Source organism: Bacillus cereus ATCC 14579 (assembly GCF_000007825.1).
GTDB classification, from domain to species: Bacteria; Bacillota; Bacilli; order Bacillales; family Bacillaceae_G; genus Bacillus_A; species Bacillus_A cereus.
This window is the reverse complement of sequence record NC_004722.1, coordinates 4,024,168-4,049,575: the sequence shown is the minus strand read 5'-3', so window position 1 is coordinate 4,049,575 and position 25,408 is coordinate 4,024,168. Positions and strand designations below refer to the sequence as shown.

Genomic DNA, 25,408 nt, shown 5'->3' with positions numbered 1-25,408 from the left:
AATGAGGATAGGAAGCGAAAGCATTCCTATCCTTTTTCTTTTGAATAAAAATATTTTGAAACTCCGATACTTTAATTAAAAGATCGGAGGAAAGATTATGAAATATATTGCTGCACTTACCATTTTATTTGGTGGTTTTTTCTGTTTTCAAACATTCACGTACGCAGATACGCCTATCCAAGTAGTGCGAAAAGAAGTGAAGTACATTGAAAATGATAATACAGTCTTATATTCGAAATTATGGGTTCGTTCTATGCAAAACGCAGTATTATTCCACCATAGCGATAATATTCGTAATCGGGACACATTACGTAATGTAAAAAGTTCATCGCTTGTTAAAGCGAAGCAACTATCTTTTCAGAAAGCAGCACTTTATATACCGAGACTATCGCAATACGTATCAAAAATAGGGAAAGAAAACATTCAAGTGTACTACATTGCGATTCACTATAATGTGAAAAAAGAAAATGCATATCAATTAGATGGCATGAACTATTTTCTACAAGTATTCGTAAAAGAGCGTGGGGAATGGAAAATTGCCGAAAGTGTAGTTGCCCCGACAGAGCAAATTGTGCAAAATGGTGATGGATTTGGAATGAAAGAAGAGATGGTGTATGGGGATAGGAGAGAGAATTTAAAATAACCTCCTCTTAAAGAGGAGGTTATTTTACACGCCAAGAAAATTTTAATTTTAATAAGCGAGATAATAGTAGGTAGACTATCGTACTGGTCCCTATAAAACCAATATAATAATTTACGATAGAATGACTTCCGCCCGCTGCCATTCCTCCAAACATTCCAATAAAGATTACACAACATATCATACATAGTGTTTTAAGCTTCGGATATAATACAAAGTTTCCATTTTGTTCATTAGGTGATCTTGTACATAAGTACATTCCTAAAGGGAATAGAATAAGCATATTTGCGATTGGTCCGGTAAGTTTTGTTGCTGAAGGAATATATGTAAAATTAGGTTCATCATGACGTACGCCTTGTTGATCAGTATAAGCACGTTGAGGATCGTAATTAAAATTAATATTGAATCCGCGAACTGGCGCTAAAATACTCACTTTTTCTATTCCTGAACCGTAACGATCTACATTTTCCTCCGTATAGACGGTATGATTGGAAGTAAGTCCAACCGTATGAATAGAAATAGCTCCGGCAATTAGAGTCGGCAAAATAAAAGGGAATCCAAGTATAGCAACACTGAAGAATCCTTGTGAAATCATATTACCAGCAATTGTTCCTATGCATAATGCAAGTGTATATATAGCAACTAAGATGATAACCATGTACAAGAAGTAAGTATGAAATGGTGAAAATATTTGATACTTATTATGAAAGGTTGTCTTTTTCATAATAGCAAAAAGTCCCCAATTTAGTATAACGATAGCTACAATATTACACACACCAAAAAGCCATTTCGTTATGAAGAGATGTGTTCGTTTAAATGGCATAGACCATAAAATGTCACTTGATTGATTTTGACGTTCCCATCCAATAAGAATGCAGGCTAATATAATAAGGAGTCCTCCTTGAACCATAATAGCATCGGGAAGTGAAAGTTGATAATTATATCGGTATATATATTTCCATTCATTATGTTCATGAAAATATTTTAATTGCTCGGCAGCTGCTAAATAGTATTTATATGATAGTACATAAAAACTTACTAACCAAAATAGCCAAATAATATATTTACTTTGTTTGTAGGTATGCACCCATAATGCTTTTTGAAACATAGGATCTCTCCTTTAAAAAACTTTATAGTTTGTAAGACGTGATAATATAAAATAAGTGACGATTCCAAATAAAAAGAACCCAACATAGTAACTAAATAATAAATCAAAACGTTTTAACATTTGCCCACCTATTAATGCAAAATAAAAGGTAGTACCCCACATCCAGAGTGAGTTGTATTTTGGGAAAAGGAAAATTTTCTTATTATGTTCATTAGGTGATCGTGCATAAAGAAACATACCAATTAGTAAGCTGGAAATAGTATAGAAGATAGGAACAAGTATTACTTTTGCAGAGTAGTAACTATGAAAAGTGGGTCCCCTTTGTATTACTTTTCCATGATCTTTATCTGATTGGACAGTAGGGTGGTAATTATAACTAATTGAAAAGTCTAATATAGCGCTTGAAATGTTGGTCTTTTTATTGAATTTATAAATGTTTTCGAAATTCGTATAACTTTTATTCCCTTGTATTGCCTCAGCATGAGCTGTAAAGAAAAGGAGTAAGAGTGAAAAGATTCCCATTCCCATTATGCAAAAAGTAATGCTGAAGATGCTTTGTGAAATAATACTGCCAGTAAATGTACCTATACATAAAGAGACAGTATAGATAGCGATATATGTGAAAATTGCATACAAGAAATATCGATGAAACGGTTCGAAAGATTGATATTCAAAGTGAATCGTAGATTTATAAATAAAATACATAAGACCCCAATTGATTAGAAATGATAGTACAATGAAAAATCCACCGAAAACCCACTTCGATAAGAACATATCACGTCTTTTAAATGGAAATGTCATAAGTGAATCTCCATTTTGATTACTTCGCTCCCAGCCAATTAATATACAGGATAGGATAATTGTAATAATACTTAACCAAAAGCTATTAGAAGAATAAAAAGAATAATGATAGTAGAACTTTTCTTCACCTATTTTTTCTGGATGGAGAAAGAGAGACTGTTGAGTTTCTGCTGCTTGATAGTATTCGAAAGATAAAAAATAAAGTGAACTGAAGAGAAAAAGTAACGCAGCATATTTCCCACGCTTCCAATTCCACATCCATAACGCTTTATGAAACATATCCATCCTCCTCCAGTGTCGTAACGAAGACATCTTCAAGTGACATTGTTAATTCTTCAATGAGCAGTGGTTGTTCTTTATAGAACTTCTCGAGTGTTGTAGCCACATTTCCTTCAATTAAGATTGTATATACTTTTCCTGTTTGATTTAATATTTTAATATTGCTTAAGTTTTCTAGTTTTTGAGGTAATGAACGCTCGTAAGCTACTTGTATTTTTGCAAATTGTGATTTTGCATCGTCTAGTGACGTAATAGATGCTACAGTATGTCCTTTTAACATAATGATTGTATCTGCAATTTGTTCCACTTCATCTAAATGATGGGTAGAGATGAAAATGGTAATTTCTTTTTCTGCAACTTCTCCAACGAGAAACTGTAAAATCTGTCTTTTAACGATAGGATCAAGTCCGTTTGTTGGTTCATCTAAAATAATATATTCTGCTTTTGCAGCAACAGCTAAAATGATGGCAAGCAGTGCTTTCATTCCTTTTGAATAACTACGAATTCGTTTATTTGGTAAGTTGAAATGTTCTAGTAGTTCATAGAAATATGGTTCATCAAAAGCTGTATAAACTGCTTTATAAAACTTCACGATTTCTTTTACTGTATAACCGTTCAGTATGTTAGTAGAATCCGGAACATATACGATTTTTTGTTTCGTTTCAGGATTCTTATGAATGTCGATATCCTCATATGTAACAGTTCCCTCGTCTGGGTCTAAAATGCCGACCATCGTTCGTAATAAAGTTGTTTTTCCCGCGCCGTTTCTTCCAAGTAACCCGATGATACTACCTTTTTGTAATGTGAAAGAAACATCGTCTAAAATTGTTTGAGTATCAATTGTTTTCTTCAAGCTTGTCACTTTCAGCATCCGTATTTCCTCCAATCTCTTTATAGTATGAATCTATCCAATCATGAATTTTATCTTTCGTAACACCAAGATAAGAGGCTTCTAATAGTAATTGATGAAATTGCTTTTCAACCATAGCGATTTTCCTTTCGTCTAATGTTGGGGTAATCGATTGGGATACAAATGTTCCTTTTCCTCGTAACGTTTCAATAATTCCTTGTCGCTCTAACTCTTGATACGCTTTACTCACTGTATTTGGATTTATAACGAGTAAAGAAGCGAGTTCGCGTACAGAAGGAAGTTTATCACTTGGAGCCAACATGCTTTTCAATACGAGTTCTTTTATATTTTGAACAATTTGTTCCCATATCGGAGTGTTGCTTCTTGGGTCAAGTTGAATATGCAAGAGCAATGTCTCCTTCCTCATATGTATTAAGTGTACTACTATATGTAATACACTTAATACAATATAGGGGACGAATGTATTTGTCAACTGAAAATAATAGAAAAAATTGGTATTAAAAAAAGGAGAATTGGAAAAAATAGGTCTGATATAGAATGGAGGGTTAGTCATGAAGCGAGTTTTTGGAATACTTGTTTGTTTCATGTTATTGCTTTCTGGAACTTCAGTGAGTTTTGCGCAATCTGAAAAAACGAAGCAGGAGAAAACAGAAGAAACAACGCCGAAGTTAGCGGAACAAGCGTCGTCAGCAATCGTAATTGAGCAAGATACAGGTAAAGTTTTATTTGATAAAAACCCAAATGAAAAATTACCACCTGCTAGTATGACAAAGATTATGACAATGCTTTTAATTATGGAACAAGTTGAAAAAGGAAAACTAAAACTGACCGATAAAGTTAGAGCGAGTGAACATGCAGCTTCAATGGGTGGATCGCAAATCTTTTTAGAACCTGGGGAAGAGATGACTGTAAATGAGATGTTAAAGGGTATTGCAATTGCATCTGGAAATGACGCATCTGTTGCAGTAGCCGAGCACATCGCAGGTTCAGAAGAAGGATTTGTAAATATGATGAACAAAAAGGCGAAAGATTTAGGGCTGAAAAATACACATTTTCAAAATCCAACAGGTCTTCCGGCCAAAGACCATTATTCGACAGCAAATGATATGGCTATAATGGCGAGAGAATTGATGAAGTATCCACTTATTCGTAAATACACAGGTAAGTACGAAGATTATTTACGTGAAGATACGGATAAAAAGTTTTGGCTCGTTAATACGAATAAACTAGTACGTTTTTATCCTGGCGTAGATGGAGTAAAAACAGGTTTTACGACAGAAGCGAAATATTGTTTAACAGCATCGGCTGAAAAAAATGGCATGCGTGTCATTTCAGTTGTCATGGGAGCACCAACATCAAAAGAACGGAACAACCAAGTGACGAAGCTTCTTGACTATGCATTTGGACAATATATGACAAAGAAATTGTATACGCGCGGCGAAAAAATTAAGACAGTTCAAGTAGGAAAAGGGAAAAAAGAAAAAGTAGATGGAGTTGCGTCAGATAATGTTTCTCTTCTTATGAAGAAGGGCGAGAATATGGACAAGGTAAAACAAGAAGTAATTGCTGAAAAGAAAGTAAAAGCACCGATTAAAAAAGGTGACGCGCTTGGTACACTTGTTATTAAAAAAGATAAAGATGTTTTATTAAAACAAACAATTGTAGCAAAAGAAGATGTTGCTGCAGCGAGCTGGTGGGAGTTATTTAAAAGAAGTTTTGGGATGTTTTCAACATCAAAATAGCGGCAAATATTTTGCCGCTTTTCTATTCGTATGTAAGTGAATAATGCTGAAAGGTTTCACTTTATGACGAAATAGTTCTTCTTTTGTCAGCAGGAAGGATTCTTATTTTGTATCACGAAAATCTTTATGTATGTGAATAAGTAAAGTTTGAGCATAAGGAGGAAATCGTGTGAGTCTTTCCATGCAATTAGAAGTAAAACGTGACGTCCTATGTGTGAGACTAGAGGGTGAATTAGATCATCATACGGCTGAAGAGTTGCGAACGAAAGTAACAGATATGATTGAGACACATGGTGTTCATCATATTGTTTTGAGCCTAGAGAACTTATCGTTTATGGATAGTTCTGGTCTAGGTGTTATATTAGGCCGATATAAACACGTAAAGGGATTAGGTGGAGAAATGGTTGTTTGTGCAATTTCACCGCCTGTTAAGCGTTTATTTGAAATGTCGGGCTTATTCAAAATCGTTCGCTTAGAAGAAAGTGAAGCGCACGCGCTCGCGACGTTGGGGGTGGCATAGATGAGAAATGAAATGAACCTTCAATTTTCAGCATTAAGTCAAAATGAATCATTCGCTCGCGTTCACAGGGCGGCTTTCATTGCACAACTAGATCCAACGATGGAAGAATTAACGGAGATTAAAACAGTTGTGTCAGAAGCGGTTACAAATGCAATTATTCATGGATACGAAGGAAATGCAGAAGGTATTGTTTATATTTCTGTAATTTTGGAAGAAGCAATGGTGAAACTCACGATTCGAGATGAAGGGATTGGAATCTTTAACTTAGATGAAGCGAGACAACCCCTTTTTACAACTAAACCTGAATTAGAGCGTTCCGGAATGGGATTTACTATCATGGAAAATTTTATGGATGAAGTAGAAGTTATTTCAAACGAATCTTTCGGGACAACAATCCATTTGACAAAATACTTATCAAATAGTAACGCTCTATGCAATTAAGGAGAATAGCCTATGGACATAGAGGTCAAAAATGAGAAGAAGAAACCTCAGTTAAAGGACCACGAGCTAAAAGCGTTAATTCAAAAAAGTCAAGATGGAGATCAACAAGCGAGAGATACAATCGTTCAAAGTAATATGCGCCTCGTTTGGTCGGTTGTACAGCGGTTTCTTAATCGAGGATACGAACCAGACGACCTATTTCAAATTGGATGTATTGGGCTCTTGAAATCGGTAGATAAATTTGATTTATCTTTCGACGTGAAATTTTCAACATATGCAGTTCCAATGATTATTGGTGAAATACAACGTTTCTTACGCGATGATGGATCAGTGAAAGTTAGTAGGTCTTTAAAAGAAACAGGAAACAAAATTCGAAAGATGAGAGATGAGCTTTCGAAAGAATTCGGAAGGGCTCCAACGATTAATGAAGTGGCAGAGGCACTAGAACTAACGCCAGAGGAAGTTGTTCTAGCACAAGAAGCGAGCCGGGCCCCTTCATCTATACATGAAACTGTATATGAAAACGATGGAGATCCAATCACTATTTTAGATCAAATTGCAGATCAATCTGAAACGAAATGGTTCGATAAAATTGCTTTAAAAGAAGCGATTAGAGAACTAGATGAACGAGAGCGCTTAATTGTATACTTGCGTTACTATAAAGATCAAACACAGTCAGAAGTAGCCGAGCGCATAGGCATTTCGCAAGTACAAGTTTCAAGACTTGAAAAGAAAATATTAAAACAGATGAAAGATCGAATAGACGAATAATTGTCTATTCGATTTTTTTATGCCGTTAATAGGAGAGAGATGTTAATTTTCGCAAAAATTAACAGAATTTATTGATAATTTAGTCAATTTAAAATATAATCCAAGTATGAACTTGTCATAAAGGGGGAAGGAAACATGGAAACGAGGCAACAATGGGGAACGAGAGCTGGATTTATTTTCGCAGCGGTCGGATCTGCCGTTGGATTAGGAAACATATGGCGTTTTCCTTATACAGCGTATGAAAATGGAGGAGGAGCATTCTTTTTACCGTATTTATTTGCATTATTAACGACTGGTATTTCATTGTTAGCGTTTGAGTTTGCCCTTGGTCATCGTCATCGTGGCTCAGCACCACTTACATTTTTCCGTATTAGCCCGCGTGCAGAATTTATTGGATGGTGGCAAATGTGCGTAACATTTATTGTTTCAACATATTATGCAGTGATTATTGCTTGGTCTATATCGTATACATACTTTGCAATTACTGGAGCATGGGGAAAAGACACGCAATCATTTTTATTTAAAGAGTACTTACATGTTGCAGATAAGCCAGGACAATTTGGAGGACTTGTACCAGAAGTATTAATTCCGTTAGCTCTCGTTTGGATTATTGTGCTTGGCGTTGCATTTAAAGGAGTTAAAAAAGGAATCGAAGTTGTTAACCGTATATTTATTCCTTTATTAGTTGTTATGTTCCTTATTATCGTTGTTCGTGCAGTGACGATGGAAGGTGCTATGCAAGGACTAGATGCATTCTTTAAACCAGATTGGAGTCGTATTTTTGATGGGAAAGTATGGCTTGCTGCTTACGGTCAAATATTCTTTAGTTTATCTTTAGCATTTGGAATTATGATTACGTATTCTAGTTATTTACCGAAAAACTCGGATACAACAAATAATGCCTTTATTACTGGATTTGCAAACTCAGGATTTGAATTATTAGCAGGTATTGGGGTCTTTGCAGCTCTTGGATTTATGGCAAATAATATGGGAGTACCGGTTGATAAAGTAGCAAGTGCTGGCGTTGGGCTTGCGTTCGTAGTATTTCCCCAAATTATTAATGAATTGCCGATGTCACCGTTGTTTGGTGTTTTATTTTTCTTATCGTTAACGGGTGCTGGAATTACATCACTTATTTCACTCGCGGAAGTATGCTTTGCCGCTGTATCTGAAAAATTCAGTTTAAGTCGGGAAAAAACTATTGGAATTATGGGAACCCTTCTCGTGTTAGTTTCTCTTGTTTTTGCAACACGTGGTGGACTTATGTTCTTATATGTTGGCGACTATTTCGCTAATAATTTCGGATTAATTACAATTGCACTTGCGGAAGTAGTTACGATAGGGCTCATTTTACGCCGTTTACCAGTTTATCAAAATCATGCAAACTTTGTATCTGATATTAAATTAAGAACGTTTTGGAGAGTGAGTTTACTCGTTATTACTCCGCTTATGTTAGGGTATATGCTAATTGATGGTACAATCCAAAATATTAAAAAGAACTACGGAGATTATCCGACTGAGTTTGTTGTAACGTATGGTTGGTCGATAGCAGCAGCATTCCTCATAGTTGCAATAATCATTGGCCTGAAAAAATGGGATGCACAAATTCATTCGGATTCTGCCAAGCTTGAAAAAGAATGGAAAGATCGAGGTGTTTCATAATGAGTGGATCAGCGATTATGATGATGGTTATTGGAATAGTAGTCATTTGGGGAGGGCTTGCATTAAGTATTGTAAACTTATTTAAGAAAAAGGCATAAGTAAAAAACATCTGTACCGAAATGGTGCAGATGTTTTTTTATGAAAAAATTGTATTAGAAAAAAATTCAATAACCATACTACAACTACGAGGAAGAGTGAAGGGGTGAATGAAAGTTGGAACAAACGATTTATATTAAAATGCGCAATCGTTTAAAAGTTTCTCCTACTTATGAAGTAAAGCTGGGCGATGTTGCTCAACTTGCCGGAGATTCTTCCGTAGTTGAGTTGTTACAAAATGAGATAGTTTACAAAATAACAGCGCATGATAAGACGCATGTTGTAATTGATGTTATGAAAGTAATTGAGATTATTCAACAGAAAGCATCTCATGTACAAATTAATTTACTCGGTTCTGGACAAACTCTTGTTGAAATTATATACGAAAAAAAGAAGACACACCCAATTTTTTTCGGGCTTGTATGGCTGTTACTGTTCATTGGAGCGGCCCTTGCGATTATTTATTTCCATGAAGATGTAAGTATGCAACAAGTACATCAACGGTTATATTACATGATTACTGGAGAATTTAATGCGCAACCACTTTTATTTCAAATCCCTTATTCTTTAGGTCTTGGCTTAGGGATGGTTTTATTTTTTAATCATGTATTTCAAAAGCGAATTAATGAAGAGCCGAGTCCGTTAGAAGTTGAGATGTTTCAATACCAACAGTCACTTGATCAGTATGTAATCGTTAATGAAAACAAGGATAATATGAAACAACTTGCCGATGATTGAGTCTGGATTTGTTATTTTAATTGGTTTAGCTGGAGGGATTGCGGTAGGTAGCGGATATGTCGCATTTTTAGCTGTACTTGGTATAATCCCCCGTTTAGCCCAATTAACGAGAAGTGGAAAGCATATTCAATATTTTGAGTGGGCAGTCATTGCAGGTACTTTAACAGGGGCTTGGTGCAGTTTGAAAAACATTACATTTCAAACGTCGCAGTATTGGCTCGTTATATTAGGGATATTTTGTGGCACATTCATCGGAATGCTTGCTGCGGCATTAACAGAGGTGTTAAATGTTCTGCCTATTTTAGCGAAACGAGTAGGGGTAGAGGGGAAGATTATTGTTTTACTCGTTGCTCTTGTACTTGGAAAAGTAATAGGATCGTTGTTTCACTGGATTTATTTCGTAAAGTAGGAGGCAGTATATAAATGACAAGTCAGAAATTGAAGGATGATTACATAAATAAAGTGAAGGAGTATCATCCAAAGCCAAACTATTTATTAAATTGTAAAAAAGCATTTTTTGTAGGTGGACTCATTTGCACAGTTGGAGAAGTATTGATGAAATTTTATATACATTATTTTCACTTCAGTGAACAAGAGGCAGGAAACCCAACTGTTGCAACCCTTGTTTTATTATCCGCGATTTTAACAGGGTGTGGTGTATATGATAAAATCGGTCAATTTGCTGGAGCAGGATCAGCGGTACCGGTAACAGGATTTGCAAATTCTATGGCGAGCGCTGCCTTAGAACATAAGAGCGAAGGGGTTGTTCTAGGGATTGCTACAAATATGTTTAAACTGGCAGGAAGTGTGATCGTATTTGGGGTTGTTGGTGCATATATCATTGGGTTAATAAGGTATACCTTTAAAATTTTTATGTCTTAAAGGAGGGCTAGTATGAGGTTGACCGGAAAACAAACGTGGGTATTTCAAAATGATATATATGTGAATGCAACGGGTACTGCTGTCGGTCCGAAAGAAGCTGAGGGCCCTCTCGGGAAAAAATTTGATATTTCATATGGTGACTTGCATTGTGGAGAAGAAAATTGGGAGCTTGCCGAACGAAGATTAATGTCAGACTCAATTCAACAAGCAGTGCAAAAAGGGAATATAAAAACATCGCAAATTGATTTCTTTTTAGCGGGAGATTTATTAAATCAAACAGTGACAGCAAATTATGTTGCGCGTAAGTGGGGCATTCCTTTTTTAGGAATGTTTAGCGCTTGTGCGACGTCTATGGAGACTTTAGCAGTTGGCTCAGCTTTTATAGACGGTGGATTTGCAAATCGTGTCTTAGCTACAGTAAGTAGTCATAATGCAACGGCTGAAAGACAATTTCGCTATCCAACAGAGTACGGTGGACAAAAGCCAGGGACAGCAAATTCAACTGTGACTGGTGCAGGATCTATATTAATTAGCAATGAAAAAAGTGCAATTAAAATTACGTCGGCTACAATTGGAAAAGTGCAAGATTTAGGAATTACAAATCCTTTGGATATGGGGGCAGCGATGGCTCCAGCAGCAGCTCATACAATTCAACAACATTTTGAAGATTTAAGAAGAAGTGCCGATGATTATGATTTGATTGTTACGGGTGATTTATCAGCTGTTGGGACGCCGATTGCGAAACAACTTTTACTTGAGGAAGGTTATGATCTTGGGCATATATACAATGATTGTGGATTGATGATTTATGAATCAAGTCAAGAAGAAGTGTTTGCAGGTGGTAGTGGTTGCGCTTGTTCAGCAGTTGTCACATATGGTCATTTATTACACGAGATGCAAAAAGGGAATTTACAACGAATTTTTGTCGTTGCGACTGGTGCATTATTAAGCCCGATGATGATGCAACAGAAGGAAACGATTCCAACAATTGCACATGGTGTCGTATTTGAGAGAGTTAAAGGAGAGTGAATTGTGGATTTTATATATGCATTTCTTGTAGGTGGAGTTATTTGTTTAATTGGGCAACTATTGTTAGATTTCGTAAAGTTAACACCAGCTCATTTAATGGCAACTTTTGTAGTCATCGGAGCAATTTTAGATGGATTTGGATTGTACGATAAACTAATAAAGTTTGCAGGTGCTGGAGCAACAGTCCCTATTACAAGTTTTGGACATTCACTATTGCACGGAGCAATGCATGCAGCAGAAAAACATGGATATTTAGGAATTGGTATTGGCATGTTTAGTTTAACGTCTGCGGGCATTTCCGCAGCGATATTGTGTTCGTTTTTTATAGCACTTATATGTAAACCGAAAGGATAAATCAAATGAGACGAAGGGTTGTTTTGGTCACAGATGGAGATGAATATGCAAAGCGGACAATTGAGCTTTTAACGAAGGAATTTGGGGGAAGGTGTATTTCAGCATCACAAAGTAATCCAACCAAATTGACAGGGAAAAAAGTTGTTGAGCTTATTATGCAAACGCCATATGACCCTGTATTTGTCATGTTTGATGACAGTGGATTTATTGGAGAAGGATCTGGTGAAAAGGCTTTAAAATATGTGGCTACCCATAAACAAATTGATGTGCTCGGTATTTTAGCGGTAGCGTCTAATACGCATCATTGGGAATGGGCACGTGTAGATGTAAGTGTAGATCGGAATGGGAATTTAACCGAATACGGTGTTGATAAATTTGGACTTCCAGATGGCGAAATTGGCAGAATTAGCGGAGATACAATTTATTGTTTAGATGACTTGAATGTTCCTGTCATCGTTGGAGTCGGTGACATTGGTAAGATGTGTGGAAATGATGAATGGGAGAGGGGATCACCTATTACGAAGAAAGCAATTCAATTAATTTTGGAAAGGAGTGGTTTTTATGACGAAGCCTAAAAAAGTGGATATCCCTATATCAACTTTCATAAGTGACAATGAAAATTATTTAAAGCAGACAGTTGGGCTAGGCGTTACATACGATGTTGGCATTCGTAAATTTCAAATTTTGAATAAAGAAATTGGTGTGTTATTTGTAAACGGACTTTGTGATACAAATTATATTATCCCTATTTTAGAAGAAGCGGTGGATACAAATGAGATAAGGGATGTAGAAGAAGATACAGTGAAGCTTTTAGAGAATCGCTTAATCCATCAACAAGTAAGTAAAGTGAAAACGATGGATGAGGTAATGCTCCAAGTATTATCAGGACTCATCGTGATATTTGTGGAAGGTGAAACGGAAGCGTTTGCAATCGATGTTCGTAGTTATCCAGGGCGAACGCCGACAGAACCAGATACCGAAAAGGTAGTACGCGGTGCAAGGGATGGATTTGTTGAAAATATCGTTGTAAATACAGCATTAATCCGTAGAAGAATTCGAGATCCACGTCTTCGAAATGAAATGGTTCGAGTAGGAGATAGATCACAAACGGATATTTGCATTACATACGTTCAAGATGTTGCAAATCCAGATTTAGTAAAGATTATAAAACAAGAATTAAATAACATCGATGTAGATGGAATTACGATGGCGGATAAAACAGTAGAAGAATTTGTTGTAAAGCAAAGCTATAACCCATTTCCACTTATTCGATATACAGAAAGGCCAGATGTAGCAGCAAATCATCTACTAGAAGGACATGTGTTAGTACTTGTTGACACATCGCCAAGTGCTATGATTACACCGACAACATATTTTCATCATTTACAGCACGCGGAAGAGTTTAGACAAAATCCAGCTGTCGGTACATTTTTACGCTGGGTGCGCTTTTTAGGTGTTATATTCTCGTTATTTTTATTACCATTTTGGTTAGTGTTTGTATTTGATCCAACTCTTTTGCCAGCAAATCTTGCTTTTATTGGACCGACTAAGATGACGCATTTACCAATTTTATTACAGGTGTTAATGGCAGAGGTCGGACTTGAGTTTTTAAGGATGGCAGCCATTCATACTCCAACGCCGTTATCGTCTGCAGCAGGGTTGATTTCCGCTATATTAATTGGTCAAATTGCAATTGATGTAGGTTTGTTTGTGCCAGAAGTAATTTTGTATGTAGCAGTTTCGATGATTGGTGCATATGCAACACCGAGTTATGAATTAGGATTAGGGAATAAGGTTGGGAAATTGTTTGTTATTATTTTAACAGGCCTCTTCCATGAGATGGGATTTGTAATTGGTATGACGATATTAATTTTATTTTTAACGTCTATAAAAAGTTTACAAACACCTTATTTATGGCCGTTTTTACCATTTGATTGGGGCGCATTAACAAAAATTTTACTCCGTCCAACGATGTCTAGTTTAAAAGTACGACCAAGTATTGTAAGACCTCAAAATGTAAAAAGACAAAAATAAACGGGATTATACACCCGTTTATTTTTTTTAGCAAAAATTTATTATTTTTTAACAAAAATCAAACATTTTTTGTGTACACTTAGAGTAGATATTGTGTATGGAAGGGGAAGAGGACATGATTAAATTATTTGTAAGTGATTTAGATGACACGCTCGTTTACGATGTGAATCATATGCAAAAAGAAGATGAACGTGCGCTGTGTTGGTTAGCTGAGAAAGGGACAAATATTTGTTTTGCCTCTGGCCGCTTTACACACAGAATTGATGAAGTTGTAAAAAGGTTTTCATTCCCATATTACACAACTGGCTTAAATGGAGCGACAATGTTGCTTCCGGATGGAAATTTATTTCATGAATCGAGTTTTGAAAATGTGGTTGCCCAGGAAATATATCGATATATACATAAAAAAGGACTAGCGGATATTGTTTGTGCAAACGAGCAGCGATATACAAAAAGGAAGAATGAACATCACCATAATTTTGAAGCGTATATGGGCGTGCATATCGCTGAAATTGAAGCGTTAGAAGAAGAGTTTGGTAAGACTGTACACCCTGCAAAATTGTTTGTTTTTGGAGAAGAAGAGAAAATTGTGACGTTAGATCAAGAGCTACGAGATACGTTTCAAGGCGAAGCGGAAGTTTTTATATCAGGTAAACGCTATGTTGATATTATGCCAAGAGGCGTGAGTAAGGGGAGTGCTCTAAAGCGACTAATGGATCATTTGCAAATTGAAGCAAATGAAGTTGCTTGTATTGGAGATTCTTTCAATGATATTTCTATGTTTGAAGTAACCCCGCATTCATTTACTCTTCATCATGCCCATCCATATGTAAAGGAGAAAGCAAATCATATAGTGCGTTCGGTTGAAGAGGCTGTTATGAAATTACCGTTACTTGTATAAAAAAGAAGCCCGTCACTGGCGGGCTTCTTTTTTACTTGAATAAAGATTTAACAAAATCAATGATACTTGAGAAGAAATCTTTCACTTTATCTAGAAAACTTTGTGCTTCTTGAGAACCTAAGAAGGCAGAAACGTGTTCTTTTGCTTTGTTTAATTGACTACCAACTTGATTCCAATCGATATTAAGATTTTTCATTTTATCAAATAACGATACTAAGTTATCTAACTGTTCATCTGTCAATGTAATGCCGAGTTGATCAGCAATTTTTTTAATTAATGAACGTAAATCTTCTGTTGTTTTTGGCTGTTCTTTTGCAATTTCTTCTTTAATTTTTGCAACAAGTTGAACTGCTTTTTCTTCACCAATTTTATCACCAAGCTGGGCTGTTTGTACCATTTCTTCATTCGCTACTTTTTTAACTTCTTCAGGAATTTGTTTATTGGACGCAGTTTCGTATGCTTTCATTAATCCAGTTAAAGCTGCAGTTCCTGAAACTTTAAAAGGTGCAGTAATTTGAATTTCTGCATCTTTTACACCTGCTGTAATCAAAGCGTTAGTGTACATTGCATCTGTTACCCAGTTAATGTTCTTTGATCGTACAATAAGACCAGATCCTGGTTTTGTGTATGTAATCATAGAAGAAGAAATTGCTCTCGTACCAATTTGTGCTTTTGGAACAATGCCTTCTAGAAATTTATGTTCTTCCGCATTAGATACAGTGATAATTGTAGCATCTTTTGGTGCTTTCATTTCTTTTAACAGATCTTGTTTTTGTTGTTCGGATAAGTTCTCTCCTAATGTAACAATTGATTCTCCCTCAATGATGTCTGCAAATGAAGCTGTTGGCATCATAAATACCGTTACAGCTAATAGCAGAGCTAATAATTTCGTTTTCACGAAAAATCGCTCCCTTTCTCTTTCTAAAATTTTCGGGCAACAAAGTTATTATAGTATATATTTCTTATTTGTCACCTAGCTTTTTCCACATTTCAAAAAAGAAGTATCTAGATTGTCGGATTCTTTTTGTTTCTAGTCATGAATGTGGTAATATAGTGCTGAGATAGTTGAAAGGAGACATATACGTATGAAAACTTTAGGATACATATTAATGGAAAACGGTGAAAAAATCGACTTGGAATTTTTCCCAGAAGAAGCACCGAAAACAGTAGAAAACTTTAAAAAATTAGCAGAGCAAGGATTTTATGACGGTGTTACATTCCACCGTGTTATTCCTGGCTTCGTAAGCCAAGGTGGAGACCCAACAGGTACAGGTGCAGGTGGCCCAGGTTACTCTATTCCATGTGAAACTGATGGAAACCCTCATAGACACCTTGTAGGATCACTTTCTATGGCTCACGCTGGCCGTAACACAGGCGGTAGCCAATTCTTTATCGTTCATGAGCCACAGCCGCATTTAGATGGTGTTCATACTGTATTCGGTAAAGCAACAAGCGGTATTGAAACAGTATTAAAAATGCGTCAAGGCGATGTAATGAAAGAAGTTAAAGTTTGGGAAGAATAAGGTAAGGAAAAAGAGAGCTTTTGCTCTCTTTTTTATTTTTAATGAGATTGAGTACTACTTCTACAGCTCATCATACAAGTAGTATTGTTGCTAAAATATATTGTTTGTGAGAACAAACCTTTAACCAATTACATAGAATACATTACATTATATGTTTCAATAAATATTTTTTGTTATATTAATTTTGCTAGAATTGTGCTGCTTTAGAGTAACTATAAATGAAGTGCTGTTGAATGATATGTTTCTTTCCATTCCATATAAAATTTTCTTTTTTTAACTCTATTTATTAAAGGAATAGTGCTGAAACATAGATTTGACTTTCTTCTTTTCGCTTTGTATGATTATCAAGTTGTTTTAGACTCTTCTCACTCTGTTGAAAATATTGTAAAATGAATGTGATATGAAAAGAGTGATTGAGGGGATTACTAGTTTGTAACTTTTGTAAGAAGGGATAAGGGTTATGTTAATTCGTTTTAAAAAAAGTTATGAAAAAATTGCAATGGGGCTTCTTTCGTTTATGCCAACTGAAAAAGATGTGAAAACATTACAATTGACAATGAAAGAATATGAAGCAAAAGATGATTGGCAATTGTATTTGTGGAAAGAAAATGAAGATTTTGTTGGAATAATGGGGATTGTAAAAAAAGAGAATCAAGTATTAGAAATTCAGCATTTGAGTGTGAACCCGTCTCATCGTCATGTGGGGATTGGGACGAAGATGGTTCAAGAGTTAAAGAGTAAATTTCTTGAGTTTACAATTTGCGGAAATGAGCAAACAGCAAGTTTTTGCGAAAAATGTAAAGGGCTAGAACAAAATATACATTCGTGAAAGCAGAGATAAGTAGTTTATTATCTCTGCTTTCTTTTTTGTAATTGTTCGTTTCGTTCAGTAATGACCTCTGTGCGATCACGCAAAGTGTGCTTGTTTATAATATATTCACCTGGGATAGCATTCAAGTCTTTCCAAGAGAGGTTTTGTTTTTGACATAACTCTATGCACTGCTTCTCTAACGATGAATCTGATAAGGGTAAAAATAAAGGTACAAAACGTTCTTTTTTATGGATAGATTGCAATCTTTCATTGAGCAAGGAAAGAAGTTGTACTTGATTAATTCCTAAACGTTGTAAAGGCACACCGCTTTTTTCTAAAATTGTAATTGCGCTTTTCATCATTTTTGTAGAACCATTCCAATTAGCACGTCTTTGGTGGTATAAAGAAACTGCAATTTGAATGAGACCAACTAAGTAATGATCACGATTACCTCTTGGTTTTGTCTTCCAATACTCTTCTAGTATTTCGTGGCATTCAAAATAGTCATAATCTCCATGGAAATGAATTAAAAATTGTATGTATTCGGTAAGATACATGTTTTCTCGCTCCTATCTAACGGTTATACATATAAGTGTATCATAGAAATATGAACAATAAACGACTAGGAAGTTTCCCCCTATCCGTTATTGTTCATATTAGCAGAAGCAAGCTGCTCCTACAATAATTAGTAAAATAAACAGTACAACAAGTAATGCGAACCCACCGCTAAAACCACAATCAACGTGACCCATAGTTTTTTGACCTCCTACATTGTTCTTACTACACTGTTATCATATGAAGTGGTGGGCATGATGACATAGGCATCGGTCTATTTTTAATTAAATTTCTTAAAAAGGTTGGATAGAACATGAGTATGCTCTATACTTATGTTGTTATAGAAAAAATGTGGTGGGATGCTTTGTGCAATATAATTTTAAAGTAGAGGCTTTTGAAGGGCCGTTAGATCTATTGTTACATTTAATACATCGTTATGAAATTGATATATATAATATTCCTGTAGCAGATATTACAGAGCAATATTTATCTTATGTGCATACGATGAAAGAACTTCAATTAGATGTTGCAAGTGAGTATTTAGTAATGGCTGCAACGTTATTACAAATTAAAAGTAAGATGTTGTTGCCGAAACATGAAGAAGATGTACTTGATAACGGTGATGATTTTATAGATGATCCTCGTCAAGAATTGATGGAGAGGTTAATTGAATATAAGAAATATAAGCAAGTTGCTACTGAGTTAAAAGAAAGAGAACAAGAAAGAGCACAGCTATATACACGTCCACCAATTGACTTTACATCGTTGCAACAAGAAGAGGAGACAAGCTTACCTCTTGATGTTACGTTATATGATATGCTAGCAGCATTTCAAAAATTAATGCGCCGTAAAAAGGCAAAAAAACCTGTAACAACACGTATTACTCGTCAAGAAATACCAATTGAACAGCGAATGACTGATATTTTAAAACAGTTAAAAATAAAGGGTGGTCGCCAAAGTTTTTATGATTTGTTTGTTGATGATGAACGTGAAATAATGGTTGTAACATTTTTAGCAGTTCTGGAACTTATGAAAAACCAACAAATCATAATTGAGCAAGAACATAATTTTGATGAAATTTTCGTATCAAGCTCTAATAAATCTGCATAGAGCCAGTATGTGAAAATGGGATAGCAACATTTTATCTCATGCTATGTTTTAATGTATCGTTTGGAACAAGAGAAAAAATATTGAACCGAACGCATTAATTGTGATTCGGTTTTTTGATGTGTATTTTTATGAGAAAATAGAAGGAAGGAGCTCGTGAAATGGATAGGAAAGAACAAAAGTCAATTATTGAAGGCCTTTTATTTGTTTCTGGTGATGAAGGGATTTATCCAGAACAAATAGCGAAAGTTCTTGAAATTGAAATGAATGAAGCAATTAATATTTTAGAAGAAATGCAACAAGAATGTGAAGGTGCAAACCGTGGTTTGCAAATTGTACAGTATGCAAAAGTATATCGTTTTGCTACAAAGAAAGAACATGCTTCATATTATCAAAAATTAATAGATACACCAACAGCTGCTTCACTCTCACAAGCTGCCCTCGAAACGTTAGCGATTGTTGCATATCGCCAACCAATCACAAGGACTGAAATGGAAGAGATTAGAGGAGTTAAAACTGATAAGGCGTTACAAACGTTGGTTTCACATTTACTTATAAAAGAAATGGGAAGAGCAGAAGGACCAGGGCGTCCTATTTTATACGGAACAACAAAAGAATTTTTAGACACATTTGGATTGAAAACATTAGATGATTTACCACCGCTTTCTGAAGAGAATGAACAAATGAATGAAGCAGATTTATTCTTCGGTTGCTTACAGGAGATATGGAAATAAAAGCTTAGCATTTTGCTAAGCTTTTTTTGTATATCAATTATTTACAGTGCCATACTAAATGAAAAAAGGAGACGAGTTATGAGAGGTATGCGGATTATTTTATTATTAGTTTCTGTTTTATTATGTTTTTCTTTAAATAGCGCATCAGCTAAAAGGTATATGATGTCCATTCATACTACGTCTCCTTTACATATGCATCGGCAACATCTTAGTAAAATGAAAGTGAGCTTTTTAAAAGTGGGGCAAGGTGACGCAACACTTATTATAATGCCAAATGGACAAACAATGTTAATTGATGGAGGACCTTATGAAGCAGGAGAGGTTATTATTCAGAAATTAATTGAGAAAGGGATTAATCATTTAGATGTAATTGTCAGTACGCATCCCGATATGGATCATATAGGGGGGTTAATTCCAATTGTAGAGCAAATGCCGGTATCGCTTATACTAGATAGCGGAAAAACATATAGTTCTCTTACTTATCATACGTATCGGAATAATATAAAAAAAAGAGGAATACCTTTCGTTTCAGTAAAGGAAGGACAATATATACCGCTGGATCCACATGTTTCTATACAAGTATTAAACAACGGGAAATCAAAAGATGAAAATAATGAATCCTCAATTGTTTTAAAGGTGCGATATGGAAAAGCGGATTTTTTATTAATGGGTGACGCGGATGTACGGACAGAACATGAAATATTAAAACAATTTGATGTCCATGCAGATGTGTTAAAAGTGGGGCATCATGGCTCATATACTTCAACAAGTGAAACGTTTATAAAAAAAGTGGAACCGCAGTTTGCTATTCTATCGTACGGGAGTAATAATCCGTATGGACATCCTCACCAAAGTGTAGTGAAACGCTTAAAAAGGCACGGTATAATGGTATATAGAACGAATAAACGTACAGTAGAAATGGAAACAGATGGTGAACATATTATGTTAGAATCTAGCGGATTAATGCCATTGTTGAAGTGATTTCTATATTAGGGGGCGATACTGTCCCTTTTTGGAAAAATGAATAATATATATTATAATTATAAGAGACGTAAGAAATTTCCTTTTCTGTTGAATAAAAAGGAAATTTCATTAGAATGTATAGACAACTACTTGTGCGTATATTAAGATGGAACTAGGCGAATAAGGTAATAATAACAAGTAGGTAATTCATGGGAAAGGATCGATGAAAATGAAAACGCAAATTGTCATCAATGCCAAAATTTACACAGGTCAAGAAATAGTGGAAAACGGATTTATTCGTTACGCAGAAACCATTAAAGAAATTGGTTTGATGGCTCAATATGTACCACAAGAAAATGAAACTGTTTTTGATGCTACAGGGAAGATTATAATTCCAGGTATGATCGATGTTCATATTCATGGTGGATACGATATTGATGCGATGGATGCAAATAGCGATGGGTTAGTAACTCTAGGTAAAGAAATGTTAAAAGAAGGGGTTACAACTTACTTCCCAACAACAATGACACAAGCTCCAGAGGCAATTGAAGCAGCGTTAACTGCTGCGAAAGAAGCAAAAGAAAAAGGAGCGCATTTCGAATATATTCATTTAGAAGGACCTTATGTTTCAAAGAAACGTGCAGGTGCACAGCCACTTGAACATATCGTTCCTGCAAATATTGAGCAATTTAAACAATGGCAAGAAGCAAGTGGGAACTTAATTAAATTAGTAACATATGCACCAGAAGAAGAGGGAGCATTAGAGTTTGAACAATATCTTGCTGAAACTGGTGTAGTTGGCACAATGGGACATACAGATGCAATTGATGCGCAACTAAAAAATAGAAAGATTACACATGCGACACATTTATACAATCAAATGCGTGGATTACATCACCGTGAACCAGGAGTTGTGGGTCATGTGTTATTAAATCCAGATGTAATGGTTGAAGTAATTACAGATGGTATTCATATTCACCCTGACATGGTGAAATTAGCATATAAGTTAAAAGGACCGAAAAAAGTAAGTGTTATTACTGACGCAATGCGTGCAAAAGGTCTTGAAGATGGATTATATGAGCTTGGCGGACAGCCAGTACATGTAAAAGATGGTAGTGCTCGATTAGAAGATGGAACGTTAGCTGGTAGTATTCTAAAAATGGATCAAGCTTTCCGAAATGTAATTGAATTTACAGGTTGTTCAATCGAAGATGCAGTACTTATGACATCAGTTAACCAAGCAGAAGAGTTTGGATTAAATAATAAAGGTGCATTAGCGGTAGGAAAAGATGCAGACTTTGTTGTGATGAATGAAGATTTACATGTATATGATACGGTTCGTTTAGGAATTCATATGAAGGAAGGGAAGTAATTAAATGAATATTCTTGTTGTAAAAACTCCAGAAGAATTAGCAGAAGCAGGTTATAAATTAATTGAAGAAGTTGTAAAAACAAAAGAAAATCCAACATTAGGAATGGCTACAGGAAGCTCTCCATTAGGTATTTATGCAGAAATGCGAAAAAATAAACTTGATACAAGCCGTGTAACCACTGTAAACTTAGATGAGTACGTAAATTTACCACATGAAGATAAAAACAGCTATCACTATTTCATGCAAGAACAGTTGTTTGATCATCTTCCATTTAAACAAACTTATGTACCAAACGGGATGGCAAGTGATTTAGAGGAAGAGTGCAAACGTTACGAGAGCATTCTAGCTGCTAACCCAGTTGACCTACAGATTCTTGGAATCGGTGAAAACGGTCACATCGGATTTAATGAGCCAGGAACACCGTTTAATTCTCCAACAAACATTGTTGAATTAACAGAATCTACACGCCAAGCAAACCTTCGATTCTTCGAAAAAGAAGAAGATGTGCCAACTCATGCGATTACAATGGGAATTGGAAGCATTATGAAAGCGAAACAAGTTCTACTTGTTGCTATGGGTTCTAAAAAGGCAGAAGCTGTTAAAGAATTATTGCAAGGTGAATATAGTGAAGAGTGTCCGGCTACAGTTTTACAACGTCATCCGAATGTAACCGTAATCGCTGATCAAGAAGCTCTATCTTTATGCAGTGAGGCGATTGCTGATGAACATCGACAAGTATTCACCATTTCCGATCTATTATCAGATTCAAGAGTGGGTGAAACAGCTAATTGAGGACGGCGAATGGAAGCCGGGAGATAAAATCCCATCTGAGAATGAACTTTGTGATAAGTTCGAAGTGAGTCGAATGACAATCAGACAGGCGATTAATAATTTAGTGGAACAAGGCTATTTATATCGGAAGCGTGGAATTGGAACATTTGTCCAACTTCCGAAAGTGGAACAAAAATTGCAAGGAATGACGGGATTCACAGAAGACATGATTTCTCGTGGGATGAACCCAAGTAGTCAATTACTTAGTTTCCGCCTAGTTCCAGCTACTGCTAAAATAGCAGACCGGTTGAGAATACAGGAGGGGGAATCGGTTTATGAAGTGAGGCGTATTCGCTTAGCTGATGATGAACCGATTGCTTTTGAGACGACATATTTGTCGCCAGCTCTTGTAAAAGATATTAACGAAGAGATATTGCAACAATCTTTATATGAACATTTAGAGAAAAAACTGGGCTTTAAACTTGTTAGCGCTACTCAGTCAATTGAAGCTTCCGTTGCGACGGAAAATGAAGCTGAACATCTGCATATTCCTAAAAAGGCGCCTGTACTTGTAATGCGTCAATGGTCATATTCAGAAGGTGAGATACCGCTAGAGTACGTGAAATGTATTTATCGTGGAGATCGTTATAAATTTATTACGAATATCGCACGTAACAAATAGTATATTTCAGTTTGTGAAGTACAGTGGAATTGAAAATGGTTAACATGTAAAGAAATAAAAATACGACTCATCCTTATAAGGAATGAGTCGTATTTTTATTATGAGCAATTACGTGGTTAACAGCATCTTTGACGTGATTTACTACATAGTGAGCGTGTTTTTTTACTGCATCATCTGCTTGCGACATAGCAAAACTGTGAGGAGTTAAAGAAAACATAGGAATGTCATTATAAGAATCCCCTATACAAGCAATTTCCTCAGGTTTTATTTGAAACTCATTTAATAAAACAGAAATGGCAGAGCCTTTACTAACATTCGGTGGCATTACATCTAAACATTGTTCTGCTGAGATGAAAGTACTAACTTTCCCGTGGAATTTTTCATCAATTTTTTTCTGAAGGAGTTGTAAGCTCTCCTTTGTTCCACCGACAGAAATTTTATTTGGGAAAATTGTATCATCAATCTTCTGTAGTAAGTTTGGTTCTTCAACAGAAGTCATAGTTACTTGTTGTTCAAGTTCTTGAATGAAAGGTGTTTTCTCTTCAATGTAATAATTATGCTCATCACTTACATAACGGAAATAAGGATCTTCATTCGTCATAGCTAACAAATCGGGAAGTATGTTGGAATCAAAAGTTGCAGATAATAGTTGTTTATTTTCATGTGTATATACAAAAACACCATTTACACTAATGCGATGAAAATTTGTATTTACAGCTTTCATTAAGTCTGCAATTTCATTATCAAGTCTTCCGGAAGCGAAGCAAAGAATAACATTTTGCTCGGCAAGGCTGCGCAGTGCCGCAACATCTTGTTCGTCAATAAGACCTCCGTGTTGCATCATTGTACCATCGATATCACTTACAAACATTTTAATCATGCTGTTATCTCCTTTCTATGTACAGTTGCTCTTACATTATACGCATCATATATAAACATGTCTAAAAAATGAATTTTTATTAAATGGCAGATGTTTTACATTGACGACAAAGAAGAATATTCTGTAACATAAAAGTAGGCTATTTAAGTACGAGGGTGGTGTTATATGAGTAATTATCTAGAAATTAAAAAAGTTTTAAATAATAATGTCATCATTGCTAGCCATCCGGAACACGAGGAAGTAGTAGTGATTGGTAAAGGAATTGGATTTGGGAAAAAAGCGAAAGATGTATTGGAGCAAGAACAAATCGAAAAGATGTTTGTCTTAAAAAATGAACGTGATCGTGAACAATACAAATTATTAGTGCCGCATATTAGTGAAAAATTAATTGAATTGATGAACGATATTATGCTGTACATTCAAGGGAAAGCGAAATCGCCACTAAATGAACATATTCATATTGCGTTAACAGATCATATTTCATTTGCGATTAAAAAGTTAAAACAAGGACTTACAATTGATAACCCTTTTTTAGTTGAAACAAAAATGCTCTATCCAAAGGAATATGAAATTGCGGAAGGTGTTGTAGAACTTTTAAATTCTCGTTTGCAAATTACATTGCCAGAAGGAGAAATTGGTTTTATTGCACTTCACATTTACAGTTCGCTTACAAATTCTGATTTATCTTCAGTTAATCAAAACTCCCGTCTCATTGCACAACTTGTATCTTTAATTGAGACAAACTTACAAATTACATTAGATCAAGAGAGCATTCATTATTTACGTCTTATTCGTCATCTTCAATATGCTATTGAGAGGGTGAAAAAAGGAGAAAAAGTAGAGGAATCGCAAAGTTTTGCTGATTTATTAAAGGCGGAGTATCCAGCTTGCTATAACTTGGCTTGGAAGCTAGTTAAGGTCATGCAAAAAGAGTTGCAACTACCTGTATATGAAGCTGAAAGTATTTATTTAACGATGCACTTGCAACGCTTAGTAAAGGCAGAGCATGTGTAAAAAGCCATATATTTTTGTCTAAAATGAAAACGTTAAAAAAAATGATTGAATCGCTTACAATAGTTATGTATAATAACTATTGCAAAGTTATACAAATTTCGACAAACACATTAAGGTGAGTAACGA

At 35.4% G+C, this 25,408-nt stretch carries 32 protein-coding genes; 24 read left to right on the top strand and 8 right to left on the bottom strand.

Features of this window, described 5'->3' with window-relative positions; all coding sequences use genetic code 11:
* The first annotated feature begins 97 nt into the window (after window positions 1–97).
* Window positions 98–643, top strand: a complete 546-nt coding sequence (locus BC_RS20365; RefSeq protein ID WP_000873773.1) for a hypothetical protein — start codon at window positions 98–100, stop codon at window positions 641–643.
* A gap of 19 nt (window positions 644–662) precedes the next feature.
* On the opposite strand, the gene BC_RS20360 is transcribed toward BC_RS20365, so the two are convergent.
* From BC_RS20360 to BC_RS20345, 4 genes are read right to left on the bottom strand one after another with little or no spacing between them, the layout of a single operon-like run.
* Window positions 663–1,748, bottom strand: a complete 1,086-nt coding sequence (locus BC_RS20360) for an acetoin ABC transporter permease (RefSeq protein ID WP_000486558.1) — start codon at window positions 1,746–1,748, stop codon at window positions 663–665.
* A 12-nt stretch (window positions 1,749–1,760) separates the two neighbouring features.
* Window positions 1,761–2,828 (bottom strand): ABC transporter permease, encoded by a 1,068-nt coding sequence (locus BC_RS20355; protein ID WP_000468525.1) that lies wholly within the window; start codon window positions 2,826–2,828, stop codon window positions 1,761–1,763.
* Entirely contained in the window at window positions 2,818–3,699 is an 882-nt protein-coding gene (locus tag BC_RS20350; RefSeq protein ID WP_000922164.1) for an ABC transporter ATP-binding protein, read from the bottom strand. The genes BC_RS20355 and BC_RS20350 overlap by 11 nt, the downstream gene beginning before the upstream one ends.
* Entirely contained in the window at window positions 3,665–4,084 is a 420-nt protein-coding gene (locus BC_RS20345; RefSeq protein ID WP_000548045.1) for a GntR family transcriptional regulator, read from the bottom strand. The genes BC_RS20350 and BC_RS20345 overlap by 35 nt, the downstream gene beginning before the upstream one ends.
* Before the next feature lie 166 nt (window positions 4,085–4,250).
* On the opposite strand from BC_RS20345, the gene dacF reads away from it, so the two are divergent.
* From dacF to BC_RS20275, 14 genes are all read left to right on the top strand, one after another.
* Window positions 4,251–5,441 carry a serine-type D-Ala-D-Ala carboxypeptidase DacF gene (gene dacF, locus BC_RS20340; RefSeq protein WP_000831996.1) on the top strand — a complete coding sequence of 397 codons (1,191 nt, stop codon included), beginning with the start codon at window positions 4,251–4,253 and terminating at the stop codon, window positions 5,439–5,441.
* A gap of 169 nt (window positions 5,442–5,610) precedes the next feature.
* On the top strand, window positions 5,611–5,961 hold the full coding sequence (spoIIAA, locus tag BC_RS20335) for an anti-sigma F factor antagonist (RefSeq protein WP_000059135.1): 351 nt from the start codon (window positions 5,611–5,613) through the stop codon (window positions 5,959–5,961).
* On the top strand, window positions 5,962–6,402 hold the full coding sequence (gene spoIIAB, locus BC_RS20330) for an anti-sigma F factor (RefSeq protein WP_001243393.1): 441 nt from the start codon (window positions 5,962–5,964) through the stop codon (window positions 6,400–6,402). It begins immediately after the preceding gene.
* A gap of 12 nt (window positions 6,403–6,414) precedes the next feature.
* Window positions 6,415–7,173, top strand: a complete 759-nt coding sequence (gene sigF, locus BC_RS20325; RefSeq protein WP_000350729.1) for an RNA polymerase sporulation sigma factor SigF — start codon at window positions 6,415–6,417, stop codon at window positions 7,171–7,173.
* 135 nt (window positions 7,174–7,308) lie between these two features.
* On the top strand, window positions 7,309–8,835 hold the full coding sequence (locus tag BC_RS20320) for a sodium-dependent transporter (protein ID WP_000450083.1): 1,527 nt from the start codon (window positions 7,309–7,311) through the stop codon (window positions 8,833–8,835).
* Window positions 8,835–8,933 (top strand): methionine/alanine import family NSS transporter small subunit, encoded by a 99-nt coding sequence (locus BC_RS20315; protein WP_000016828.1) that lies wholly within the window; start codon window positions 8,835–8,837, stop codon window positions 8,931–8,933. The genes BC_RS20320 and BC_RS20315 overlap by 1 nt, the downstream gene beginning before the upstream one ends.
* 115 nt (window positions 8,934–9,048) lie before the next feature.
* Window positions 9,049–9,669, top strand: coding sequence for a stage V sporulation protein AA (locus BC_RS20310; RefSeq protein ID WP_000438369.1), 621 nt, complete (start codon window positions 9,049–9,051; stop codon window positions 9,667–9,669).
* Window positions 9,662–10,078: a stage V sporulation protein SpoVAB gene (gene spoVAB, locus BC_RS20305; RefSeq protein WP_000572936.1), complete on the top strand. Its 417-nt coding sequence runs from the start codon at window positions 9,662–9,664 to the stop codon at window positions 10,076–10,078. Before BC_RS20310 ends, spoVAB begins: the two co-directional genes overlap by 8 nt.
* A 14-nt stretch (window positions 10,079–10,092) precedes the next feature.
* Complete coding sequence (gene spoVAC, locus BC_RS20300) at window positions 10,093–10,551, top strand: stage V sporulation protein AC (RefSeq protein WP_000203812.1); 459 nt, start codon at window positions 10,093–10,095, stop codon at window positions 10,549–10,551.
* Between the two features lie 12 nt (window positions 10,552–10,563).
* Window positions 10,564–11,580 carry a stage V sporulation protein AD gene (gene spoVAD, locus BC_RS20295; RefSeq protein ID WP_001241166.1) on the top strand — a complete coding sequence of 339 codons (1,017 nt, stop codon included), beginning with the start codon at window positions 10,564–10,566 and terminating at the stop codon, window positions 11,578–11,580.
* A 3-nt stretch (window positions 11,581–11,583) separates the two neighbouring features.
* Window positions 11,584–11,934: a stage V sporulation protein AE gene (gene spoVAE / locus BC_RS20290; protein ID WP_000345915.1), complete on the top strand. Its 351-nt coding sequence runs from the start codon at window positions 11,584–11,586 to the stop codon at window positions 11,932–11,934.
* Window positions 11,935–11,939: 5 nt separating this feature from the next.
* Window positions 11,940–12,509, top strand: coding sequence for a stage V sporulation protein AE (locus tag BC_RS20285; protein ID WP_001254415.1), 570 nt, complete (start codon window positions 11,940–11,942; stop codon window positions 12,507–12,509).
* Window positions 12,496–13,968 carry a spore germination protein SpoVAF gene (gene spoVAF / locus BC_RS20280; protein WP_000165595.1) on the top strand — a complete coding sequence of 491 codons (1,473 nt, stop codon included), beginning with the start codon at window positions 12,496–12,498 and terminating at the stop codon, window positions 13,966–13,968. Before BC_RS20285 ends, spoVAF begins: the two co-directional genes overlap by 14 nt.
* Window positions 13,969–14,065: 97 nt before the next feature.
* Window positions 14,066–14,869: a Cof-type HAD-IIB family hydrolase gene (locus tag BC_RS20275; protein WP_002026273.1), complete on the top strand. Its 804-nt coding sequence runs from the start codon at window positions 14,066–14,068 to the stop codon at window positions 14,867–14,869.
* 31 nt (window positions 14,870–14,900) lie between these two features.
* Here BC_RS20275 and BC_RS20270 read toward each other — a convergent pair whose 3' ends face one another.
* Entirely contained in the window at window positions 14,901–15,767 is an 867-nt protein-coding gene (locus BC_RS20270; protein ID WP_000850516.1) for a DUF1002 domain-containing protein, read from the bottom strand.
* A gap of 187 nt (window positions 15,768–15,954) precedes the next feature.
* On the opposite strand from BC_RS20270, the gene BC_RS20265 reads away from it, so the two are divergent.
* Entirely contained in the window at window positions 15,955–16,392 is a 438-nt protein-coding gene (locus BC_RS20265; protein WP_000853782.1) for a peptidylprolyl isomerase, read from the top strand.
* Between the two features lie 460 nt (window positions 16,393–16,852).
* The gene (ribT, locus tag BC_RS20260) at window positions 16,853–17,221 is read left to right on the top strand and encodes a GNAT family N-acetyltransferase RibT (RefSeq protein WP_000908401.1); all 369 of its coding nucleotides are present in this window, start codon (window positions 16,853–16,855) and stop codon (window positions 17,219–17,221) included.
* 20 nt (window positions 17,222–17,241) lie between these two features.
* On the opposite strand, the gene BC_RS20255 is transcribed toward ribT, so the two are convergent.
* Entirely contained in the window at window positions 17,242–17,760 is a 519-nt protein-coding gene (locus tag BC_RS20255) for a DUF309 domain-containing protein (RefSeq protein ID WP_000281547.1), read from the bottom strand.
* Between the two features lie 99 nt (window positions 17,761–17,859).
* Window positions 17,860–17,955 carry a YjcZ family sporulation protein gene (locus BC_RS20250; protein WP_000510194.1) on the bottom strand — a complete coding sequence of 32 codons (96 nt, stop codon included), beginning with the start codon at window positions 17,953–17,955 and terminating at the stop codon, window positions 17,860–17,862.
* A 169-nt stretch (window positions 17,956–18,124) separates the two neighbouring features.
* Between BC_RS20250 and scpA the strand changes: the two genes are divergently transcribed.
* From scpA to BC_RS20220, 6 genes are all read left to right on the top strand, one after another.
* Window positions 18,125–18,868, top strand: a complete 744-nt coding sequence (gene scpA / locus BC_RS20245) for a segregation/condensation protein A (RefSeq protein ID WP_001199753.1) — start codon at window positions 18,125–18,127, stop codon at window positions 18,866–18,868.
* A 158-nt stretch (window positions 18,869–19,026) separates the two neighbouring features.
* Window positions 19,027–19,599, top strand: coding sequence for a segregation/condensation protein ScpB (scpB, locus tag BC_RS20240; protein ID WP_000375167.1), 573 nt, complete (start codon window positions 19,027–19,029; stop codon window positions 19,597–19,599).
* Window positions 19,600–19,677: 78 nt separating this feature from the next.
* Window positions 19,678–20,580, top strand: a complete 903-nt coding sequence (locus BC_RS20235) for a ComEC/Rec2 family competence protein (protein WP_001214826.1) — start codon at window positions 19,678–19,680, stop codon at window positions 20,578–20,580.
* Between the two features lie 211 nt (window positions 20,581–20,791).
* Window positions 20,792–21,934 (top strand): N-acetylglucosamine-6-phosphate deacetylase, encoded by a 1,143-nt coding sequence (gene nagA / locus BC_RS20230; protein WP_002179749.1) that lies wholly within the window; start codon window positions 20,792–20,794, stop codon window positions 21,932–21,934.
* Between the two features lie 4 nt (window positions 21,935–21,938).
* Window positions 21,939–22,727, top strand: a complete 789-nt coding sequence (gene nagB / locus BC_RS20225; RefSeq protein WP_001024210.1) for a glucosamine-6-phosphate deaminase — start codon at window positions 21,939–21,941, stop codon at window positions 22,725–22,727.
* The gene (locus BC_RS20220) at window positions 22,657–23,388 is read left to right on the top strand and encodes a GntR family transcriptional regulator (RefSeq protein ID WP_014894892.1); all 732 of its coding nucleotides are present in this window, start codon (window positions 22,657–22,659) and stop codon (window positions 23,386–23,388) included. Before nagB ends, BC_RS20220 begins: the two co-directional genes overlap by 71 nt.
* Window positions 23,389–23,461: 73 nt before the next feature.
* On the opposite strand, the gene BC_RS20215 is transcribed toward BC_RS20220, so the two are convergent.
* Window positions 23,462–24,268, bottom strand: coding sequence for a Cof-type HAD-IIB family hydrolase (locus BC_RS20215; RefSeq protein ID WP_000594240.1), 807 nt, complete (start codon window positions 24,266–24,268; stop codon window positions 23,462–23,464).
* 165 nt (window positions 24,269–24,433) lie between these two features.
* Here BC_RS20215 and glcT point away from each other — a divergent pair, with 165 nt between their 5' ends.
* The gene (gene glcT / locus BC_RS20210) at window positions 24,434–25,282 is read left to right on the top strand and encodes a glucose PTS transporter transcription antiterminator GlcT (RefSeq protein WP_000073856.1); all 849 of its coding nucleotides are present in this window, start codon (window positions 24,434–24,436) and stop codon (window positions 25,280–25,282) included.
* Window positions 25,283–25,408: the final 126 nt, after the last annotated feature.

Excerpts from the sequence above, each read along its gene's own strand:
- glcT (WP_000073856.1), top strand. The coding sequence starts at position 24,434 with ATGAGTAATTATCTAGAAATTAAAAAAGTTTTAAATAATAATGTCATC.
- BC_RS20320 (WP_000450083.1), top strand. The coding sequence starts at position 7,309 with ATGGAAACGAGGCAACAATGGGGAACGAGAGCTGGATTTATTTTCGCA.
- BC_RS20350 (WP_000922164.1), bottom strand. The coding sequence starts at position 3,699 with ATGCTGAAAGTGACAAGCTTGAAGAAAACAATTGATACTCAAACAATT.
- scpB (WP_000375167.1), top strand. The coding sequence starts at position 19,027 with ATGGATAGGAAAGAACAAAAGTCAATTATTGAAGGCCTTTTATTTGTT.
- BC_RS20315 (WP_000016828.1), top strand. The coding sequence starts at position 8,835 with ATGAGTGGATCAGCGATTATGATGATGGTTATTGGAATAGTAGTCATT.
- BC_RS20365 (WP_000873773.1), top strand. The coding sequence starts at position 98 with ATGAAATATATTGCTGCACTTACCATTTTATTTGGTGGTTTTTTCTGT.
- BC_RS20250 (WP_000510194.1), bottom strand. The coding sequence starts at position 17,955 with ATGGGTCACGTTGATTGTGGTTTTAGCGGTGGGTTCGCATTACTTGTT.
- nagA (WP_002179749.1), top strand. The coding sequence starts at position 20,792 with ATGAAAACGCAAATTGTCATCAATGCCAAAATTTACACAGGTCAAGAA.
- spoVAF (WP_000165595.1), top strand. The coding sequence starts at position 12,496 with ATGACGAAGCCTAAAAAAGTGGATATCCCTATATCAACTTTCATAAGT.
- spoVAC (WP_000203812.1), top strand. The coding sequence starts at position 10,093 with ATGACAAGTCAGAAATTGAAGGATGATTACATAAATAAAGTGAAGGAG.
- nagB (WP_001024210.1), top strand. The coding sequence starts at position 21,939 with ATGAATATTCTTGTTGTAAAAACTCCAGAAGAATTAGCAGAAGCAGGT.
- spoVAD (WP_001241166.1), top strand. The coding sequence starts at position 10,564 with ATGAGGTTGACCGGAAAACAAACGTGGGTATTTCAAAATGATATATAT.
- spoVAB (WP_000572936.1), top strand. The coding sequence starts at position 9,662 with ATGATTGAGTCTGGATTTGTTATTTTAATTGGTTTAGCTGGAGGGATT.
- BC_RS20215 (WP_000594240.1), bottom strand. The coding sequence starts at position 24,268 with ATGATTAAAATGTTTGTAAGTGATATCGATGGTACAATGATGCAACAC.
- BC_RS20360 (WP_000486558.1), bottom strand. The coding sequence starts at position 1,748 with ATGTTTCAAAAAGCATTATGGGTGCATACCTACAAACAAAGTAAATAT.
- sigF (WP_000350729.1), top strand. The coding sequence starts at position 6,415 with ATGGACATAGAGGTCAAAAATGAGAAGAAGAAACCTCAGTTAAAGGAC.
- BC_RS20235 (WP_001214826.1), top strand. The coding sequence starts at position 19,678 with ATGAGAGGTATGCGGATTATTTTATTATTAGTTTCTGTTTTATTATGT.
- BC_RS20275 (WP_002026273.1), top strand. The coding sequence starts at position 14,066 with ATGGAAGGGGAAGAGGACATGATTAAATTATTTGTAAGTGATTTAGAT.
- BC_RS20220 (WP_014894892.1), top strand. The coding sequence starts at position 22,657 with ATGAACATCGACAAGTATTCACCATTTCCGATCTATTATCAGATTCAA.
- dacF (WP_000831996.1), top strand. The coding sequence starts at position 4,251 with ATGAAGCGAGTTTTTGGAATACTTGTTTGTTTCATGTTATTGCTTTCT.
- BC_RS20265 (WP_000853782.1), top strand. The coding sequence starts at position 15,955 with ATGAAAACTTTAGGATACATATTAATGGAAAACGGTGAAAAAATCGAC.
- BC_RS20285 (WP_001254415.1), top strand. The coding sequence starts at position 11,940 with ATGAGACGAAGGGTTGTTTTGGTCACAGATGGAGATGAATATGCAAAG.
- spoIIAB (WP_001243393.1), top strand. The coding sequence starts at position 5,962 with ATGAGAAATGAAATGAACCTTCAATTTTCAGCATTAAGTCAAAATGAA.
- BC_RS20355 (WP_000468525.1), bottom strand. The coding sequence starts at position 2,828 with ATGTTTCATAAAGCGTTATGGATGTGGAATTGGAAGCGTGGGAAATAT.
- ribT (WP_000908401.1), top strand. The coding sequence starts at position 16,853 with ATGTTAATTCGTTTTAAAAAAAGTTATGAAAAAATTGCAATGGGGCTT.
- BC_RS20255 (WP_000281547.1), bottom strand. The coding sequence starts at position 17,760 with ATGTATCTTACCGAATACATACAATTTTTAATTCATTTCCATGGAGAT.